This window comes from Rossellomorea sp. NRS-1567 (assembly GCF_050467885.1).
GTDB classification, from domain to species: domain Bacteria; phylum Bacillota; class Bacilli; order Bacillales; family Bacillaceae_B; genus Rossellomorea; species Rossellomorea aquimaris_C.
Genome location: NZ_JBITPL010000002.1, coordinates 58,542 through 78,619 on the forward strand (window position 1 = coordinate 58,542; position 20,078 = coordinate 78,619).

At 40.7% G+C, this 20,078-nt stretch carries 14 protein-coding genes; 1 reads left to right on the top strand and 13 read right to left on the bottom strand.

All coding sequences use genetic code 11. The annotated features are described in order from the left end of the window. Window positions 1-246 precede the first annotated feature (246 nt). The 5 genes from ACIFOD_RS01975 to ACIFOD_RS01995 form a co-directional block, all read right to left on the bottom strand. The gene (locus tag ACIFOD_RS01975; RefSeq protein WP_430313280.1) at window positions 247-1,215 is read right to left on the bottom strand and encodes a nuclease-related domain-containing protein; all 969 of its coding nucleotides are present in this window, start codon (window positions 1,213-1,215) and stop codon (window positions 247-249) included. Window positions 1,216-1,521: 306 nt separating this feature from the next. Then, a complete protein-coding gene (locus tag ACIFOD_RS01980) occupies window positions 1,522-3,345 on the bottom strand; it encodes an ABC transporter ATP-binding protein (RefSeq protein ID WP_430313281.1) in 1,824 nt (607 codons plus the stop codon). 10 nt (window positions 3,346-3,355) lie between these two features. Next, window positions 3,356-5,110: an ABC transporter ATP-binding protein gene (locus ACIFOD_RS01985; protein WP_397553880.1), complete on the bottom strand. Its 1,755-nt coding sequence runs from the start codon at window positions 5,108-5,110 to the stop codon at window positions 3,356-3,358. A gap of 205 nt (window positions 5,111-5,315) precedes the next feature. Further along, the gene (locus tag ACIFOD_RS01990) at window positions 5,316-5,771 is read right to left on the bottom strand and encodes a TlpA family protein disulfide reductase (protein ID WP_430313282.1); all 456 of its coding nucleotides are present in this window, start codon (window positions 5,769-5,771) and stop codon (window positions 5,316-5,318) included. 131 nt (window positions 5,772-5,902) lie between these two features. Next, on the bottom strand, window positions 5,903-6,445 hold the full coding sequence (locus tag ACIFOD_RS01995; RefSeq protein ID WP_113968382.1) for a peroxiredoxin: 543 nt from the start codon (window positions 6,443-6,445) through the stop codon (window positions 5,903-5,905). A 358-nt stretch (window positions 6,446-6,803) separates the two neighbouring features. Here ACIFOD_RS01995 and ACIFOD_RS02000 point away from each other — a divergent pair, with 358 nt between their 5' ends. Next, a complete protein-coding gene (locus ACIFOD_RS02000; RefSeq protein WP_113968383.1) occupies window positions 6,804-7,670 on the top strand; it encodes a mechanosensitive ion channel family protein in 867 nt (288 codons plus the stop codon). Window positions 7,671-7,706: 36 nt separating this feature from the next. On the opposite strand, the gene ACIFOD_RS02005 is transcribed toward ACIFOD_RS02000, so the two are convergent. From ACIFOD_RS02005 to ACIFOD_RS02040, 8 genes are read right to left on the bottom strand one after another with little or no spacing between them, the layout of a single operon-like run. Beyond that, window positions 7,707-10,478 (bottom strand): VWA domain-containing protein, encoded by a 2,772-nt coding sequence (locus ACIFOD_RS02005; protein WP_430313283.1) that lies wholly within the window; start codon window positions 10,476-10,478, stop codon window positions 7,707-7,709. Then, a complete protein-coding gene (locus ACIFOD_RS02010) occupies window positions 10,462-12,225 on the bottom strand; it encodes a vWA domain-containing protein (RefSeq protein ID WP_430313284.1) in 1,764 nt (587 codons plus the stop codon). The genes ACIFOD_RS02005 and ACIFOD_RS02010 overlap by 17 nt, the downstream gene beginning before the upstream one ends. 6 nt (window positions 12,226-12,231) lie before the next feature. After that, the gene (locus tag ACIFOD_RS02015; protein ID WP_430313285.1) at window positions 12,232-13,113 is read right to left on the bottom strand and encodes a DUF58 domain-containing protein; all 882 of its coding nucleotides are present in this window, start codon (window positions 13,111-13,113) and stop codon (window positions 12,232-12,234) included. Next, window positions 13,110-14,111, bottom strand: coding sequence for an AAA family ATPase (locus ACIFOD_RS02020; protein ID WP_430313286.1), 1,002 nt, complete (start codon window positions 14,109-14,111; stop codon window positions 13,110-13,112). The genes ACIFOD_RS02015 and ACIFOD_RS02020 overlap by 4 nt, the downstream gene beginning before the upstream one ends. Continuing rightward, window positions 14,108-15,601 (bottom strand): hypothetical protein, encoded by a 1,494-nt coding sequence (locus ACIFOD_RS02025; protein WP_430313287.1) that lies wholly within the window; start codon window positions 15,599-15,601, stop codon window positions 14,108-14,110. Before ACIFOD_RS02025 ends, ACIFOD_RS02020 begins: the two co-directional genes overlap by 4 nt. Window positions 15,602-15,612: 11 nt before the next feature. Next, complete coding sequence (locus tag ACIFOD_RS02030; RefSeq protein WP_430313288.1) at window positions 15,613-16,458, bottom strand: ABC transporter permease; 846 nt, start codon at window positions 16,456-16,458, stop codon at window positions 15,613-15,615. Then, complete coding sequence (locus ACIFOD_RS02035) at window positions 16,455-17,390, bottom strand: ATP-binding cassette domain-containing protein (RefSeq protein WP_430313289.1); 936 nt, start codon at window positions 17,388-17,390, stop codon at window positions 16,455-16,457. Before ACIFOD_RS02035 ends, ACIFOD_RS02030 begins: the two co-directional genes overlap by 4 nt. Then, complete coding sequence (locus tag ACIFOD_RS02040) at window positions 17,387-19,786, bottom strand: hypothetical protein (protein WP_430313290.1); 2,400 nt, start codon at window positions 19,784-19,786, stop codon at window positions 17,387-17,389. The genes ACIFOD_RS02035 and ACIFOD_RS02040 overlap by 4 nt, the downstream gene beginning before the upstream one ends. Between the last annotated feature and the right edge of the window lie 292 nt (window positions 19,787-20,078).

Below are 20,078 nucleotides of genomic sequence, written 5' to 3' on the forward strand. Positions count from 1 at the left end.
TCTATACTCCCCCTACTGATCTACTTACTATCGTAAACAGCTCTTTTCTACTGTTTATCACTTATTGTTCATTATAAAACCTGAAAATGAGTTTGTGATGTGTTGAACATGAATATTTTGTGACGTTTTTCACAAACATCGATTTGTCTTTTATTTTAGAGGTTTTTGGGGTGGTTGGCAATGATGTTGCTTGGGGGGATGGGGCTTGTTTTTCAAGATGGTATTGGTACTAATTTTGACTACGGATTATTGATGAATGAAGTTTTTGGGGAGAGAGTAGATTCGACCTTTTCCTTTACCTTGTAAAGAAAGGTTCATGTTATTTAGTAGAAGATAGGCCACTCTGGAGGATTCAACACCTAAGAACTCTCTTGCTTGTTTGTTGGTAATAATCGGGCTTACAAGGAGTAAGTAATCGTAAATGGCCTGTTGGTGAGCATTCCGGTCAAATACTCCACAATCAGGACAGTACCAAGACCTCATGTTACGTACCATATTGAATCTCTCGCAGCGGGTACACCTAACACCGGGTATGATTCCTTCATGCTGTTGTTTAAATTTAGAATATGGAGCATGCTCCTTCATTAGGGAATTGGCAATCTTTTTAATTTCCTTCATTTCAAGAATTGAATTCGAAACTGAGCAGCTATGTTGAATGGTAAGAAATTTTGCAACGAGATTCTCTATTCTGATAGCCCTACCTAAAGTATCCTTACTCTGACTAGAGGTAGATATTAATGAAGAAGAGTTTGTGAATACAACTAAAAATTCAATTGGGATAATAGGGAGTTTTTTCTTTTGGAGCCATTGTGTGAGGTGTATCTTATATCTATTCGCTTGAGAGAGGGGATTGGGAAAGCCTGTTACTTCTCCCTTAAGAGTCCGGGAAAATTGTTCAAATTGAGTTCCGAATTCCATGGATCCCGCTATATTTTTTATTTCTAAAATCAATATAAAATTTCTAGTGAGAATTAGAGTATCAATTTGAAAGAAACTCTCCCCCATTGGTATACAAAGATCGTTAAGGACGAGCATATGTTGATTATCAATTGTACTCAATTGTCGGTCTACTTTACATTCTCCATGGTAACCTGCCCAAGCCTTGAGCAAGTTTTCTTCAATCTTAGATCTGAGGCTGGATTCTCGGGGTAGTCTCCTTACCAAGGCTTCAAAATAGAGGATAGTTAGGGGGATTTCTCTTACTTTAATGATCAAATTATCATTCCTTTCGAATTTGGTAATAATAGTATTCTACTTTCAAACAAGAATTCCCTTTATTATTGGAAAAATTTCAGTAATGATTTTTTTATCGACCGTTATAGAGATTTATCAACCGTTATTTTGTTTTATCAACCGAAATTTGAATTTATCAACCGTTTTTTCATTATATCAACCTTATTTTCACGATACCGACCGTTCTGCAAATTCTGACAAATCCCGCACCACCACCACCTCCACCACTCCCCTTCCATAAACAAAAGAAAAGAACCCCACACACACCAGTGCAGGGGTCCTCCTAACTTACATCGCATCCAACATTCTGAACTGTGATTTAACCAGCTCATAATAATCACCCTGTTGCTCCATCAGCTCATCGTGGTTACCGGATTCTTTGATTCTTCCATTCTCCAGAACAAAGATATTGTCCGATTCACGAATCGTAGATAGGCGGTGGGCGATGATGATCGCGGTCCGGCCGTTCAACAGTTGTTTCAATGCGTTTTGAATTTTGACTTCTGTTTCTGTATCGATGGATGCTGTCGCTTCATCCAATATGATGATACGGGGGTTCGCCAAGAGTGCTCGAGCGAATGACAGTAATTGTCTTTCACCGACGGATAAAACGTTGCCTCGTTCTTCTACTTCGGTTTCGTAACCATTTGAGAGTTTTTCGATAAATTCATTAGCTCCGATCGCTTCGGCGGCTTTCTTTACTTCTTTGTCCGTAGCATCAGGGCGTCCGAATCGGATGTTATCCATGATCGTTCCCGAGAAGATGAAGGTATCCTGCAGGACGATGCTGATTTGGCTCCGTAAGCTTGAAACCGATGCATCCCTCAGGTTCACCCCATCAATTTTCACTTCACCCTTCGTCGGATCGTAAAAGCGGCTGATCAGGTTGGCGATCGTGGTTTTACCAGATCCGGTATGACCGACTAAGGCGACGGTCTGGCCGGCTTTCATTTCAAGGTTGATGTTTTGGAGTGCTTTTCGTGTGTCATCATAGGAGAATTCTACATTCTCAAACTGTATTCTTCCTTTGATGTCAGTCAGGTTCAGCGCATTTGTTTTTTCATTTACAATCGGCTGTTCATCAAGGAATTCGAAGATACGCTCTGATGAAGCCATTCCGATCAGTAGTTGATTGTATACTTGACCGAGCCTTGAAATGGGTTCCCAGAACATCCCCAGATAGAAGGCGAATGAAACGAATTCTCCCAGTTCCAGTGAGCCGCCTTGGATAAGATGGGCACCGTACCATATGAGGACCGCTGTCCCGATGGCGTTTGTCAGTTCTACCAGCGGGCGGAACATGGCATTTTTCTTTGTGGCCGTTCTCCAGCTATCGAAGTTCTCGGTGTTTACCCCATCGAAGAAGGCCATGTTTTCTTTTTCTTGAGTGAATGATTGAGTAACCCGGATCCCCTGGATGCTTTCATTCAGGTGGGAGTTCAATTTCGATTGCTTGAGACGCACCATTTGCCAGGATCTGCGGATGTTTTTTCGTAAGCTTGTTGAGATAAAGAACATGATTGGCAGAATGACCATGACGGCAAGTGTTAACTCAGGGCTTAACGTAAAGAGAATGACGATGATTCCAATGAGTAGAATGATATCCATCAATAGATTAATAACTCCGTTTGTAAAGAGCTCTTGAAGGGAGTTTATGTCATTCATGATTCGAACCAGGATGGAACCGGCTGATCTCTGATCAAAGAAGCGATGGGATAGCCATTGAACATGGCTGAATAAGTGCTTTCTTAAATCATAAATAACCCCTTGCCCCAGTTGATTCATCCACCTGATCCTGAGCACATTTGCTACGTAGTTCAATACATAGAGCCCTGCGATAATTCCAACGAGTGTAAATAGTAAATTGGAATCCTTCTGCCTGATTGCTTTGTCTAATGTGTATACCCCAATCAGAATAGGTACGATCAACCTTACTGCTGTTGTGATTAGAACGGTAATGATGGATAAGGGCAGAAGTTTTTTAGAATAGGGCTTTAAATACGTTAATAACCGGTAGAGTTGTTCCCAGTTAAACGACTTATCGATCACTTGATCTGTAGAGTAATGGAATCTGCTTAATACACTTTTGTTCACTTTGTATTTCTGACTCAAACCCTCTCACCTACCCTTCCTGAGTTTGTAATATTTTTTTCTGGTCTTTGTATTGGATGTCATAGATTCGTTGATACGGTCCATTATTTTTCAGTAGGAAGTCATGAACTCCCCTCTCTACGATTTTCCCATTTTCCAGTACAAGGATTTCATCTGCATGCTTGAGGGATGAAATCCGATGGGCAATTATAAAGGTCGTTCGATCCGACATGACTTCTTTTAGCGCTCTTTGAATCCTGAATTCAGTTTCCATGTCTACGGCGCTTGTTGCGTCATCAAGGATCAGGATCGATGGATCTGTACAAATCGCACGGGCAATGGCAATCCGCTGCTTTTGACCACCTGAAAGACCTAAGCCTCTTTCACCAAGCCTTGTGTCGTAGCCATCGGGTAATTCTGAAATGAAATCATGGGCTTGTGCCCGTTTTGCTGCTTCCATGATTTCTTCCATGGTTGCTTCCGGCCGTCCATACGATATATTTGCTTTGATGGTTGAGGAGAATAAGAAAGATTCCTGAAGTACGAAACCGATATTTTTTCGAAGTGATTTTAAAGAGTAGTCCTTCAGATCCCGCCCATCGATAAGGATTTCTCCCTCTTCAGGTTCATAGAAACGAGTGATAAGCTGGGTGATACTCGTTTTACCAGAGCCGGTACCTCCGATCAGACCGATGACTTTTCCGGGTTCAGCCTTAAAGGTAATATCCTCGAGGGCAGCTTCATCATGAACGGTGTAATTCAGTGACACGTGCTTGAACTCTACTTCACCATTCATCCGATCGACGTGAAGAACCCCTTGATGATCTTTTATCTCTTCGTCCACTTCAAGAATTTCGAGCAAACGTTCCCCTGATGCTTTCGATTGGGAAAACAGGTTAATCGTAAATCCTAGATTCATGATCGGCCAGATAATGTACCACACTAAACTGTAAAACGCGACCAGCTCTCCAGGTTGAAGATTACCATTCATCACCAGATAACCACCATATGCGAGAAGTGTCACCACACTTACATTTCCCAAAAACTCCATTAACGGAAAGTACTTTGCCCAGATGTCCGAGGTGAAAAGGTATTTATCTTTGTAATCCCCGTTTGATTGGTTGAATTTGTTGATTTGATGATTTTCTCTCGATAATGATTTTACTGTATTGATTCCTGAAATATTTTCTTGAACATTGGTATTCAGTTTTCCGAATGATTTACGGATACCCCTGAAAGCAGGGTGAACCGCTTTATCAAATTTGTATACGGCTATTGCCAGAAATGGTAACGATACTAGGGTAACGAATGTCAACTGAGGTGAATAATAGAACATAACACCAAAGCTTACCGTTACTAAAAGGAAAAAGCGAAGCAGTTCGGAAAAACCAAAGGATAAGAAGAAACGGAATGCTTCTACATCTGCCGTCAACCGGGACATCAGATCACCAGTTTTGGCGTTATCATAGTAACTGAATGGAAGGAATTGAAGCTTTTCATACAGTTCATTTCTCATTCGATAAACCGAGGTTATACCGAATAGATCCCCATGGTATTGTTGAATAAATGTGGCAACGCCTTTCACAATCATAATGCCGATAAATCCAAAAGCTAAGTATGGAATCCACTGATAGTTCCCTTGCAGAATCACATCATCTATCGTGATTTGCAGGATCATTGGATAGACGACAGTGATCAGTGTAACAAAAATCAAGAAAATCATTGAAATGATAAAATGCCTTTTATATGGCCAATAAAAGGCTTTCAATTTTTTAAAAGTATCCATATTTTCTCCCCCTTCAACGTTGCATAAAAAAAGAACGTACTAATAAATATATCGGCTTTCGAAATATTTATCTACCCTTTTTTAGAATTTTTTACTTTTTTATGAATTATCCTTCTAGTCTTATTATTCATATTAATTGTAAAAATGAATCCAAAAAAATAGATCGGTCTTTTGACCGATCTATTCCCACATATTTCGTTTGAACTTATTCGCTTTTTTCCATTTCATCCAGCACACGATTGACGCGCTTTTCAAGCATTTTCATTCCGCTTCCGCCCGCTTGGAAGTGACGAAGATTCCCGTCTTTATCAAATACATAGTAAGCTGGTACATATTGATTTTCGAATGCATCTGTCAGTTTATGCTCACTGTCTACGAAGATTGGCTGAGTAATATCGTGCTCAGCTGCTACCTTCTTTATTTCGTCCAGGTTCAGATCATCCTCGGACCGTGGCATATGGACAGCAATAACATTCAGTTTATCACTGTATTGATCGCGAAATTCATTTACTTGTGGCATGGCTTCTTTGCACAGGTGACATGAGATGGACCAGAAGTGAATAAGTGTCGGCTTTTCTCCTACCAAATCTCCCTTTTTCACTTCTCCATTTAACCATTCTGTTGCACCGTTTAATTCCGGCATCGGTTCACGAAGCTTCATTATTATACCCTCCCTTAATTTGTATCGATCCTATTTCTATTGTTCGCAGGATGGATTTGTACTACTCCTGAAAAAATCAACATGATAAGAAAAAGACCTAACAAACGGTTAGGCCTTTATTCATTTGAAAATTATAAAGTTTTTTGACCTGGCTTCCAGTTTGCCGGGCAAAGTCCACCGGTTTGAAGTGCTTGAAGAACACGTAGAGTTTCTTCAACGTCACGGCCGATATTGTTGTGGAATACTACTTGATATTGAAGTTCCCCTTCTGGGTTGATGATGTATAGTCCGCGAAGAGCAATACCTTCATCTTCAATTAGGACTCCGTATTCGCTGGATACGCTGTGGTTTGTATCTGCAGCTAATGGGTATCTTAACTCACCAAGACCATTTTCTTTACGGTCAGTGTTGATCCAAGCTAAGTGTGTATGAATAGTGTCTGTAGAAACACCGATAACTTCTGCATCTAAATCTTCGAACTCATCGTAACGGTCTGACATTGCTGTAATTTCAGTTGGACAAACGAAAGTGAAGTCCATTGGGTAGAAGAACAATACTGTCCATTTACCGTTTTTCATATTTTCTTCGAGTGACACTTTACCGAATTCTTTGTTTGGCAATACAGCGTCCATTTCAAATCGTGGAGCTTGTTTGCCTACCATGCGTTCTGCCATGAGTGAATCCCTCCAATGAGTTTTTAATGAAATATTTCACCTGAGAAAGGAAGACGTGACAGCCTGTCCTTTCTGAATCACAATTTTCATTATAAAGGATTAGTTTTTTTAAGTCAATGTTAAATTATAATCAATTTAATATTAAAATAATTATAATTTAATGACTGCATCCCTTACTTGGTTTTCCCTATTATATAGAAGTTTACTCACTTTTCCCCTCGAATAAACATCTACATAAAGTTTACCATTTCTCAACTGGGGAATAAAACAATATGGTTTTTGATATACTCTTTGACATGCCCTATGGTGAATTGTGTATACTAGAATGGTCATTATTTAAAAGGAAGGATGTTTTGGATTGAATTACATACTTGGTCTTAGTGCTTTAAGTGACCGACTTTCCAATTTTAATTGGGGCGGTCTATTGGTGACGATCGGAATTGGCGCCTTACAGATAGTAGCGATCTGGATCGCTTTCATTATCGTGAAAGGTGCGGCTAACAAAGTGATTGAGAGAGTCTTTGATAAGTACCGAAAGAGAAATGAAGTTTCTGAAGGTCGCGCCCAAACATTACAAAGTCTTTCAAAAAATATAATCGGATACATCCTGATTTTTGTTTTCTTTGTCACGATTTTACAAATCTTCGGTATCCAGGTGACGGCGATTCTTGCAGGAGCAGGAATTATTGGTCTTGCAGTCGGCTTTGGTGCTCAAGGATTAGTAAGTGATGTGGTGACAGGATTCTTTATTCTATTGGAAAAGCAAGTGGATGTAGGAGATTACGTCTCCACTGGAAATTTCTCAGGGATTGTAGAAGAGGTTGGTTTACGAACGACTCATATTCGTGGGTTCGATGGCACTCTTCATTTTGTGCCAAATAGAGAAATCACGAGTGTCAGCAATCATTCCCGCGGAAATATGAGAGCACTTGTTGATATCGGGATCTCATATGACGATGACATTGACAAAGCGATGGTAGTACTTCAGCAGGTTTGTGATACGATCGCTCAAGAAGATGACAATATTGTAGATGGACCAAATGTGTTAGGTGTTCAGACACTTGGGGCTTCCGATGTAGTACTGAGAGTGTTATGCAAAACGAAAAACATGGAGCAATGGGGAGTGGAACGGAAGCTTCGTAAAGCTCTAAAAGAAGCTCTTGATCAAAATGGAATTGAAATTCCTTACCCTCATCAGGTTTACATTGAGAAAAAGGAAGGCTGATGAAAGTAAAAAGAGAAGGCGCCGGCCTTCTCTTTTTTATTTGTCTCTTCTCCTTTTTGCTTCAAGTAGACGCTGAAGGCGATCATCATCCCTGGTTTCTTGAGGCTCCTGTTTAACCTTGGGTTTATTTATCGGCCCCTTTTCCCCTGAAACTTTAGGTATAGACTGCTTGTTGCTTATAGGTTTCTCCCACTCATTCGGCTTGCGGTTATGTTTCACTTTTCTGCCAAGTTGTTCAAAGCTTGTTTGTTCTTTAGGAACGGAAGCGGGTATACTTCTTTTAAGCTTATTAACAACTCCCAAAATTTGGTCTAATCCAAACCTTCTAATGGCAATTTCAGCAAAGAAGAGTAGAAAGCCTATAATAATAAAGAGAGATTGAGTCGATTGTTCTCTGGATGATTTGGTTTCAAACTTTCTAAAGACTTCTTTAGTTGAGAAATACCTCTTTCCCCCTGTTTCTTCTACTATTTCGTCAAGCGTCCGGGTTCCCCCCTTGTAGGAATACTCTTTCGAATATGGAACCGAAAAGCCTGTTTGGTATGAGCTTCCACTCTCTTCACCTGTCTTGGAGATGTTCATATGATATAGTCCAGGAGATAACCGGCTCTCAAATTCGACTTCATAGTCTCCCGGATCCTTGATTCTTGTCGTTGCAGGGATCTTTTTTCCACTTTCATCAAGTGCCGTTACCTCAAGTTGTGAGACATCTCCCTCCGATGACGAAAGCTTTAGCTGAGTACGTCCCCGATCCTCCTTCACATCAATGGTGTACGGGTTGGATTGAATATCAGGAAACGATTGTGTAACAAGCTGATTAACGAACGTCGGCCATCCTTTCCACCTGATGAAATCCCCTGTCCATTTTCCAGTTGTATCAGATGTAAATGCAAATGTCCTCCCAAGACCATATCTCCAAGAGGCCAAGATTGGATCATTCTTTTCACTCTTCATTTCAACTAGAGCAGTTCCTTTAGGACTTGTGGCAATATAGGCATTCATTTGCGGAATGCCTTCGGTGAATAAAGATTCCCATTTAGACGAAGAAATCAATGGATAAAATGGATTGTCTTCAATATAGGTCCTTGTAGTAATGACAGTCTCCCTTGTTAAGATACTCGGTATCACACTGGCGTCGACAACATCATAAAATCGACCTTTTCCCCATTGGGACAAATCATTTAACAGACCTCTATCTGCTCCTTCACCGATTGAGACGGTGGATAGCGTGATTTGTTTATCGTGACCATCCTCTACAAGTGACTGGTAACTACCTGTCGTCGCAGACTGCCCATCTGTTAAAAGAATAATATGTTTTCTTTTTAAAGGTAGATCTTCTAAACTTTTATACGCTTGCTGTAAGGAGGAAAAGATTTCTGTCCCCCCACCAGGAGAAATGGAACGTATTTGCTTTTCTGCTTTTTTCCGATCAGAAAGTGGTTTGGTCTCGACGATTTCCCATGGTCGATCGTCAAATGCAATGACTCCTAACGTATCTTTATCTCTTAGAAGAGAGACGGTTCTTGCAGCTGCTTCTTTTGCAAGGGCAATCTTGTGACCATTCATACTGCCTGATCGATCGAGAACAATGACAAGACCAAGAGATGGAAGCTCCTTTTTCCCTTTCACATCCATATCGACGGGCAGCAATCGTTCAATCGGTGTTTTAAAATATCCTCCAAGGGCAAAACTGTCGCTTCCGCCAAACATGATAAATCCTCGTCCAAATTCTTTGACGCTATTTTCCATGAGAAGCATCTTATTCTCAGGGATGCTTGTGGCAGATACATTATCAAATAGAATCGTCTGATATTGCAGATAGGAAGTCAGCTTTCCCGGTAACTGCTCAGGTTTGTATGAATCGACGCTAAACCCAGCTGATTTCAGTAGGGGAGTTAATGGACTTTCTCCAGAAGGGTTTTCCACCAGGAGAACTTTGGCCGGACCTTCTGAACGGGCGAGATTGTATAAGGTATTATTTTCTTTGCTTCCATCCCCTGCAGTAAACACTTCAGCCTTATATTCCAATAAACCCGATTCACCTACGACATGCTTGAACTGAAATTCATTGTCACCTTCTTGCACTTGTACAATCTCTTTAATGATTAATCGATCATTTAAGGAGATCCTGATCTCTATCTCTTTTTTTGTTGTGCTGTACGCATTAACGGTTATGGTTGTTTCTTCTCCCTCATATTGGATCGAGGGCGTTGCAACATTTGTTACAGCCACGTCTTCTTTCGTATCCGATGAAAGAGGCATCCAGTCCACTTCAATCCCTTTTCCCTTTAATAAAGGTATGACATTTCCCCCGGAACCCGTCGTTTCCTTCCCGTCAGTGATGGCGACGATCCTTCCTCCACGGGTAAGGAGATTCGATGCATATTCCAGTCCTTCTTCGAGGTTTGTTTCCCCTGCTTTGATCTCACCTGCAAACTGATCGATGGGATTTCTTTCTAGTGAGGTTGTTCGTTCAATTTCCGGGTTTTCTCCAAAGGCAACGATTCCGTATCCATCATGTTCCCTCGTGGTTCTGGTTGCTTGATTGATCAGATTCAGGATGTGATTCTCTTGTTCCGCCACAGATGCAGAACGGTCAGCTAGAATGATTACCGACCTTCCTTTATCCGGCAACATAATAAACGGGTTAGCAAGGGCTATGATCAATAGACCCATCCCACATCCCCTTAATAGGAGGACGAGCTGTTCTTCCTTCCTCTTTAATCCCTGTTTGGCAAATAGGAAGAGTACAAACCCGAGGGGAATCATTAGCCATAACCAAAGGATTTCTTTAAAATCGATTCCCACGTCTGTACACCTCCCATTCGATGAATAATAATAGAATCGCCAAGATTAGAAACCAGACAGAAAAGGTTTGAGGAATGCTCTTTGGTTCCTCATTTTTCATTTCTTTAGTGGGTGCAAGTGAAAAAGAGGACCCTTCTGATAATTGTTTTTCACGATCGTCAAGTACAACACTGAAATATTTCGTTTCACTACCTCGTATAGCCTGATATACTCCCGGGGCTTCGGGTGCCTTGAACACTCCCTCCCCATTCCATTCTTTTACAAACTCACCTTCAGTGGAGTATATATCCCATTTATCACCAGAAAGAGGTAATGTCCTCTCTTCTTCCGGTTGATAATAGCCTAGAAAACCGTGATTTTCTGATAAAAACTGATAAGAATTATAAAGAAAGATCGGAAAACCCGGATGTAATGGGAAGTCTGATTCGTTAAGGTGCAGATTTAACAGGACAAGCTTCTGACCATTCACTTCTCCCTTCTGTATGAGAGGAATGGAATCACCTGTGGCAACTGATTGGAGATTCTTAATTTGGATGGAATGCACTTTTTCCACATACACTTTTTCCAGGTCAACATGTTTTAATAGGGGATCTTCATTCGCTGTTTTAATCCCGTGTTTCAGAGGCGTAGATTCTTTTGACCGAGTCGGAACGATCATGGCAGGGCTCTCGACCGATAATTGCTGCCACTTCTCCTTTGTGGTCAGGATGATTTCATCCCCGGACTTCTTTTGATCCTCTTCAATGGTTTTCACGTCAACTCCGATCGATTGGAATCCTTTTAATAAGAAGGGGTTAATTTCCCCTATGACGTGAATGGCTGGTTTTGAAGCAGCCTGGATACTTGAAAGACTGTTATCTTCCATGTAATCATCATTGAAATCGATGACCGCCTTATAAATCGGGCTATGGGAAAGATCAGATAATGGAACAACGGTTTCCTTTCCTGAATCCAATGTCAGTTCCACTGAAAAGATTTCTTTCTTTTCATCGAAAATGGAGAGGTGACCCCTTCGTGATACATCACTTTGATTTTCGATCACAGCGACTCCTTGATAAGAAGATCCTAACCGTTCAACCCCGAAACTTGTAAGGGAAACATTTACAGGATTAGTCAAAAGATTATGTACCTGAATAGGACTGGTAAGTTCTTCTGTAAAATCCTCTTTTTCCATTGAATCTGAGAAGATATGTATGATTGATTCCGACCCAATGGCCAATGCCTCTCCAAGGTGAATCGCTTTTTTCATATCTTCGTTGTCATTAGATAATGAAAGGTTCTTTAAACCATTGAGAACAACCCGGTCGTTTGTTTCTTCTGAGACAATGGTGGTTACAGATTTCCCCACTCCTAATAGGGTTACCTTTCCATCAGATCCTTCAATTAATGATTCAATGTCTTCTTTTGCTTCTTCAAAGTGAGATCGGTTGTTCACCACTGCGTTCATAGAGGCAGAGGTGTCGAGTAAAATGACGAGATGATCTTTTGGGGCCATTTCGTTAAATGTGTAAGGCTTTACCAGGGCAATCATTAAGAAGATAAGGATCAGAACTTGTAAAAGAAGTAAGAGATTTTTCTGTAATCTATGAAACCATGGAGAAGCTTGCCACTCCTTCATAACCTCTTCCCATAGTAGATTAGAAGGAACAACTTGATCTCTGTATTGTTTTCGAAAGAAATACATTAAAATAACAGCGGCTATAAATAAAGAAAATAAAAAAAAGATTGGATTCCCTATTCCCATCATATCACCTCAGCGGATCCATCCATTTTCTTTGAAATCCTTAAAGAATACTTCGTTTAAGGGTGGCAGGCAACTTGTTTGGATATAGCCGAACCCCCATTTTTCGCATAATGCTTCAATCTCTTTGTTGTGGTTCAGTAATCGCTCCTGATAGAGCTCTACCATCCTGGGACTTAATGAAACATTCGTTTCTCGGTGTTTTTCACTATCTAATAATTTGACATCACCTTGATAGGATGGCGTTAGCTCTTCTTCATCGAGGAGTTGAATAAAATAAACCATTTCTCTTTTAATCGAAAGTTTTCTGAGTGCTTCCTCTATCACTGAGAGTGATTCGAGTCCATCTGAAAGAATAAAGGAAACAGAGCTTTTTTTTCGTACCCCTTTTCCTACTTCCTCAAAAAAGGAGATTCCATCCTCCCCTGAAGAGTCAAGGGAAAGCTCTTGAATGTCATGGAGAATCGCTTTTGCGTCCCGTGCCCCTTTTTTCATAAAGCACTTTTGGTGATGAACTCCCATGCAATGCAATGAAAGCCGATCATCATTTGAAAGAGCTAAAAATGAAAGTGCTCCAGCTAATTCTTTTGCTCTCTTCCACTTTCTATCTTCTATTAACATGGAGTTCGAGCAATCAAGGTAAATATGAACCTTTATTTCTCTTTCATCCAAATACCTTTTGATATATACCTTTTCCGTTCTGGCATACACATTCCAGTCGATTTGCCTTACATCGTCCCCAAGTTCATACATTTGATAATCGGAAAATTCCAGGGAACTCCCATGATTGGTTGCGAGACGGGAGCCTTTATGATGACCGCTCTTTAATCGTTTACTGGTAATCCTGTGCCTTTTCAATTGAGCTAGAAACTGGCTGTGCCAAAGTGTTTTCATCGACTATCACCTTTTTGAACGTAATCGATCATTTCAAGGATGAGTTCATCCGTTCCAACACTCATTGCTTCTCCTTCAAAGTTCAGGATCATACGATGCCGCAATACGAGAGGAGCCACCTTTTTCAGGTCCCCCATGGAAACATGGTACCTACCTTGTGTTAATGCTCTCGCTTTGGCCATAAGGATGACATGTTGAAGCCCTCTTGGTCCACTTCCAAATTCAACATATTGTTGGATCCTTTCCGTTGTTCTTTCACTTTTCGGGTGTGTTGCATCAATAAGATCAATGGCAAAGTCAATCATTTCATCTGTGACCATAATTTCTTTCACCAGACCCTGAATATTTAATAATTCAGCTTTATTCAGCTTTTTCTCAAGAACGATGTCATCGGTTCCTGTTGTACGCTGGATAATTTGTTTCAACTCTGCTTTAGTAGGATAGGAAACTAAGATTTTACACATGAACCGATCCATTTGTGCTTCAGGTAAAGGGTACGTTCCTTCAAGATCAATGGGATTCTGTGTGGCCAAGACAAAGAAGGGCTTCTCCAATGTCATCGTTTCGCCTACCACCGTGACCGTGTTCTCAGCCATTGCCTCAAGAAGGGCACTTTGCGTCTTGGGAGTCGAACGGTTGATTTCATCCGCTAACACCAAGTGATGAAACAAAGGACCTTGATGGAAAATAAATGGATGTTGATCGTCCCGGCTTTGTTTCATGACCATTGTTCCCGTGATGTCTGTAGGCATCAGATCCGGGGTAAACTGAATTCGTGAAAAGCTAAGGTCCATAACATCCGAAAGGGTACGCACCAACATCGTTTTCCCTAATCCGGGTAAGCCTTCCAACAGAGTATGCCCCCCTGCAAGGATGGACCAAAGCACCCCCTCTACAATTTCCTCCTGCCCTACGATAAAGCGCTGAACCTCTTCCTTCACTTCTGTTATCTTCGAAGAAGCCCTCTTAAATGGCTGTTCCTTATCTTCTATGTTCACTCTACCAACTCCCCTGGATCAATTTCACTAAAATAGGATTGTACGATATTCTCTAAATCTTTAGGAATCGTGGATCGATCTGACGACTTCCGATAAGAAGAGTAATAGTCTTGATACACTTCCTCGTATGGACGAAGGGTTCCCTTTTGTACCGGTCCATTGCTCTCAAATCGCTCTCCACGTTCACCCTCACCTAATTTGCCGGTATCCCGTTCAATATGGTTCTGTCCTTCGATTTTTTCCGGGACAGATAGCCTCTCTCTTGATCCTTGCCCCTTACCGGCTCCGTTTCCTGCTCCAGGAGAAGAACCGTTTCCAGTTCCGGCACCATTTCCATTCCCTCCCTGGCCAGGTGAATTTGAAGCACTGTTGCCTGATTGATTTCCATTTGCAGATGAAGAAGGATCCGTATTTGCCTGTGACTTACTGTTTGCCTGATTAGATGGTGCTTTTCCGGAATCCTGTGCCAAAGAATCTGAGCCTGTTGTATCACTCTGTCCGATTGCATTCTTTAAGAGATCGGCTTCATTTTGTAGTTCATCTTGAAGTTTAGCAAGTTGATCTAATTGTTCTTCTACGCTATTCGGTTCTTTCATTAATCCTGATAATTCTTCCAAGGAGGCAATGTCCTGTGATTTCAAAGCCATTAAAAGCTGGTCTTTTTGTTCTTTTGTCATTTCATTAAAAGCTCGCTGAAGTTTATCGTTATTTTTTTCTTGAAGTGCTTTTTTTACGTATTCTACATTTATATTTGCTATCTTTTTCTTCACTTCCTGCAGCTTTTCATTCTGTTTTTCTATTAATTTCTTCTGAAACTCGAGCTCTTTAACTTTTTTGATTATTTCATCATATCGTTTGGTCGCTTCCTTTACTTTCTCGAGCTCTTCATTTTTTTTCAACAACTTTTCTTTTATAGAAGCGTTTTCTTTCTTTTTCGCCTGTTCTGCTATTCTCTTATTTGAGTCTGCAATGATCTCCTTTTCTTTCTCAATCCGATTCGCTTCTTGAAAAGAGTCATCCCATTGAGTGAAAATCAGTGAGGATAAAAAGATAAGAATTCCGCTTGATAACAGGAATGAAGGCTTGATTCTCTTCTTTCCATATTTCAATACTTCCGGATGAACCCTCTTCATCTTCTTCAATGCATCATGCACAACCAAGGAGGATAGGGCATGGCCACTGTGAAGGCTACTATAAGCAGCAGTTACACGATTGTCGTCCACGAACCTATCATAGATTAAGGCACTGTCCTTCAAGGTGGCTCTTCTTCGATAAAACAATTTCGCAACACCAATGAAAACAGAGGCGCAACCTACCCATAGGATTCTTTCCCAATATGGGATTACAACTAAGGCTGCCGTCGAAACGATGCATAGAGCAAAGACTCCTGCATATACAAGCAGGAGCTGACTGTAATACCATAATTGATTGACCCAGAGCTTTTTTCTTATTTGCCGAAGCAATTGAAGAAATTGTTGAGTATGTTCCATCTTCTCACCCTTTATTTAGCGCTCTTCACCTTCATGCTTGGTCTTAGCTTCATGATACTGAGGGACAAGGAAATCACTGCAAGAACAGTGTATATGATCAGGAATGAAATCCATAGAGGAAACGTAATTCCGCTTCGAGTGTATATTTCTTCAATCGCCATGGGTTCAAAATGCCCCATCATGACGATCCCGGGATTAAACATGGCGATTAGATACGGTGCAGGATTGGTCTGATTCTGGTAAGGACCGTTTCCGATTGCCATTGAGAGCATAAAGAGGAATAACGTCCCCCCTGCAAGAAACAGAACCGTTGCATAGGTTGTGACCATTGACACGATCGTCTTTCGAATAATGGTTGAATATAAAACTCCGACAGAACCAAATGCAAAAACCAGAAACAAACTGTATCCGAACACAAAAAGTAAATCCGTTGGGGAAACTCCCCCGAACAAGAACACAAAGCTGTATAGAGGCAAACTTGAGACAACGAGTAATAACAAATAAGATACGGACGATACCAGCTTACTCAGGATAATACTCATTGAGCTTTGATCCGTCGTCAACAACATGCTTAATGTTTGCTTCTCTCTTTCTCCGCTGATGACACCGCCTGTTAACCCGGGTGTAATAAATAACACGAGAGCAAGCTGTAAGAATGAGAGAATCATAAACATCACCCGGCTTTCTTCAGGGCGAAAGTAACCAGTATTTGAAAACCTCGTCTGCATATAGATGAAGCCGATCACGACAATTCCTACGGCAATCAAGTAGCATAACATCCCGATAAATGCTTTAAAGGAACGAAAGCGAAGTTTAAATTCTTTATTTAACATGGGATTGATGAGTAACTGCTTCATGAAAGTGTCACTCCTTTCGTGATCTCCATAAAGACATCTTCTAAATTCGTTTCAGTCTCTTTGAAACTCACAATCTGGATGTCGTTTAAAACAGCTTTTTTCAATAGCCCTATTTGCTCCGTTTCTTCTCCTTTATAAAGGAATTGAAATGTTCTATTCTCCTCGTCTACTTCGACCTTTGAAACAAAGGGGTCGTCTTCAAAGAATGCCACAGCACTCTCCACCATCCCCCTTACCCTCACGACAATCAGTTTATCTGCCTGCAGTTGAAAGTGTATATCCTGAACAGAGCCATGAGCTACGAGTTTCCCATTATCAATCACGCCAATTTCATCACACATTTCCGCAAGCTCAGGAAGGATATGAGAGGAAATTAAAATCGTTTTTCCCATTTTCTTTAATTCTTTAAGAATTTCCCTCATTTCGATTCTGGCCCTCGGATCAAGACCTGATGCCGGTTCATCGAGAATCAGCACTTCCGGATCATGTATGAGGCACCTTGCTAAACAAAGACGCTGCTTCATCCCCCTGGATAAAAGGTCAACATAGGAATCTTTTTTATGAGATAGATTCACCAGTTCCAACAGCTGGGGAATGAGCTTCTTTCTTTGCTCTGCAGGAATTTTATAGCTTGCACCATAAAAGTCCAGATACTCGTAAGCTTTTAATTGATCATACACTCCAAAGAAATCAGGCATATAGCCGATTTGCCTTCTGACCAATTTTGGATCTTTACTTATATTGAATCCGTTCACGGTAGCCGTTCCTGCAGTAGGAGCTAAGAGAGTAGCCAAAATGGAAAATGTCGTAGATTTCCCCGCTCCATTTTGACCAACAAAACCGAATACGGTCCCCTTTTCAATGGATAAGTTCAGATCATCAAGGGCCAGGAATGACCCATAGCGTTTAGATAAGTTTTGAATCTCGATCATGGTTGAACCTCTCCTTTCAACACAATGTTAGGAAGACGAACAAAAGGATCCCCTTGAGATCGTTTTTCAAACTCGAAAACGATTTCCCCATTGTCATTCATATATTTGTTCAATTTATCTTTTACTTCGATTGAGTTCGTGGATGATTCAGAAAGCACCAGCCGTTCATCTGTTTGTGGATCGACCAGAGAAAACTGAAGCACCCCTCCTGTATGAAGAGTCATATTTAAAGAGTGAAGAGTGACCTTCGATAAATCAATTTGATTAGGGAGGTGAATGGATAGCTCATATGTTCCATCTTCGAGTCCCATCTCATCTGCACCATTATGTGAGTAATGCTCTATCACCTGTCCCTTAACAGGCAACACATCCAGATCAAGTTGTTCATTTCTAAGTGTAAAAGCACCCTTATAGTTTCCCAGGGAAGGAAAGTGTTGATAGAATAATGAGAAATTTTCAGACTTGGATTCTTTGTTTTTAATCTTCATATGGAATATCTCCGCATCTGTATACCCAAAAATGACCGGGGAGTTATTTTCTTTATCCGAAGAGATCATTTGAGATGCGAAACTTTCCAAACGTTCTTTCTTTTGCTGCTTAATATTTTGCTGATTCGGGAATGGCGCTGACATATTTGAGTTCCCAATCGGAGAAGATAAATAATTCGTTGAAAGCTTTTTATCGACGTCGAGTGTATCCCCGGCTTTCATATCCCCCAAACGATACATTCTGGAACCCGACCAAATATATACATCTGTAAAATCATATGGAAAATCGTTTTGAATCGTACCGGATAAGGTTTGGTCCTCTAACACTAATTCAGGTATAAACCTTCCTACTTCTTCCTTTTCGCTTGAGCCGAGTAAAGTCCTCGTGGACCAGTATTCTACATCCCGAAATGTAATGGATCGATTATCCTTCGTCATCTCTTCAACTGCAAACTTATACTGATTTACTCCCCCCGCACTATTCCTGACCCTTGCAGGTGTGATATCTAAATGATGCCTATCTGAAACAAAAGCATAGTCTCCGCCTGAGTTTGATAATGCGCTAAAAGCTGAAATTCCATGTACGCTCTTATCTTCCTCGACTTTTAAGATACTCATTTGATTCAAATGAGGCTTCGAGATTCTATCTTTAGCTCCGGTGATAAAGATCCCTGAGGAAACGAGGACCGAGATAGCAGGAATGATCCACCATGCTTGTTCACGCTTATCCACTTTTCTTAATAAGAAATAAAGCAGAGGTACAAGGACAAGCAAGTAAATGATGAGAATGATGACGAGTGTACTTACTTTAAAATTGGTAGTCGGAAAAAGCTCATTACTGTCAGCTACTTCATAATAAATTCTCTCCAGGAAACTTTGATCTCCGTTGGACTGTCCAAGCAGAAAGTATGGCTCTGTTTTAGAAAGGACATTCGAAAACCATTCGTCATAGCTTTCCCATGCATTTAATGCAGGGTCACCCAGTGAGAATGCCGTCTGCCACACTTCTCCTAATCCTTCAGAACTTTTCACAACCAACGGGATCCCGTCTTGCTCAACCAGAACATCCGATTCTGGTTTAACGGTACCTTTAAAGATTGGTAATGAGTTAAAGGAAGCCTTAATATTCTTCTTCACATTAAAGGTGGAAGTGTCGGAGAGTGTCGATTCTTCCCTGAAAGTAAGAGGAGCCATATTTGCTACAGATCCAAGAGTATCCTCTAAATGAGGAGCCCCCCCTATAAATAAAACCCCACCTGTGTCGACCCAGCTTTTCAACGCTCTTTGTTGATTCTTGCTAAGTTCTGATATGTTATATTGGTCAATGATAAGATAATCAAGCATTTGAAATCCGCTCTTCTCTTCAGGAATATTTTCCTTTGTGAGCGTTAGAGCCTCTACCCGATTCCCTCCCATGTTTGTCCCTTTAATCCCCTTCAAACGGTCAGGGTTTTCACTCAATAAACCGATGGTCGTATAATTGCTATAGATGAAATTAGGAGTTAATCGTTTATCTCCTTTAAATTTTATCTCTTTCCCTTTTTCCCAAGATCCTTGGAACAAATGAATGGTTTCCTGATTGGAGTTATGCCTGATTTCATCATTGAATCCTGGGATGGATAATGTGTATGTACGTTTTGAATTTGCTGGCACATCTATGGATAACGCTCTTGCCCCTCCAGTCTGATAGGAAGGAGCATAGTCAAACAATAGATCTCCCTTGAAATCAGAACCTGTATTTTCAACGGTTACCTTAAGGAGGAATCCTCTTCCCTCCTTCACCTTTCCATCGATTCCTTCTTCCACTGAAATTTTAATTTGCGCTTGTGCGAGTGATGTATCTTCCAAGAAAAGAAACATCAAGAACCCTAATGACATCACAAATATTGCTTTCCTCCATCTTTTCACATGCATTCCCCTCTTTCTTTCTCTCTACAAGATAGACGAAATTATTATGGGAAAAGTTTCTATTATTTTTATCTTTTTCCTTATTCTCCATCTACCTTAAGTGTAATTTTACACTATTCTTAACTCTTATCAAGACCATTTTAGAAATTTATGTTAATTAATTTTTGAATAGCTCTTTTCATAAACATCGGTGAGAATCTTGTCGCTCCATTATGGCCTCTCCGACTGGTTATGCACAGATTTCTAATAAAGGAAATTTATCTTATTAATGAAGGTAATGTGAAACGTGGAC

Bases quoted from the DNA above. Each gene is read 5' to 3' on its own strand.
- ACIFOD_RS01985 (WP_397553880.1), bottom strand. From the start codon at position 5,110: ATGGATACTTTTAAAAAATTGAAAGCCTTTTATTGGCCATATAAAAGG.
- ACIFOD_RS01990 (WP_430313282.1), bottom strand. From the start codon at position 5,771: ATGAAGCTTCGTGAACCGATGCCGGAATTAAACGGTGCAACAGAATGG.
- ACIFOD_RS01995 (WP_113968382.1), bottom strand. From the start codon at position 6,445: ATGGCAGAACGCATGGTAGGCAAACAAGCTCCACGATTTGAAATGGAC.
- ACIFOD_RS02010 (WP_430313284.1), bottom strand. From the start codon at position 12,225: ATGATGGGAATAGGGAATCCAATCTTTTTTTTATTTTCTTTATTTATA.
- ACIFOD_RS02015 (WP_430313285.1), bottom strand. From the start codon at position 13,113: ATGAAAACACTTTGGCACAGCCAGTTTCTAGCTCAATTGAAAAGGCAC.
- ACIFOD_RS02025 (WP_430313287.1), bottom strand. From the start codon at position 15,601: ATGGAACATACTCAACAATTTCTTCAATTGCTTCGGCAAATAAGAAAA.
- ACIFOD_RS02030 (WP_430313288.1), bottom strand. From the start codon at position 16,458: ATGAAGCAGTTACTCATCAATCCCATGTTAAATAAAGAATTTAAACTT.
- ACIFOD_RS02035 (WP_430313289.1), bottom strand. From the start codon at position 17,390: ATGATCGAGATTCAAAACTTATCTAAACGCTATGGGTCATTCCTGGCC.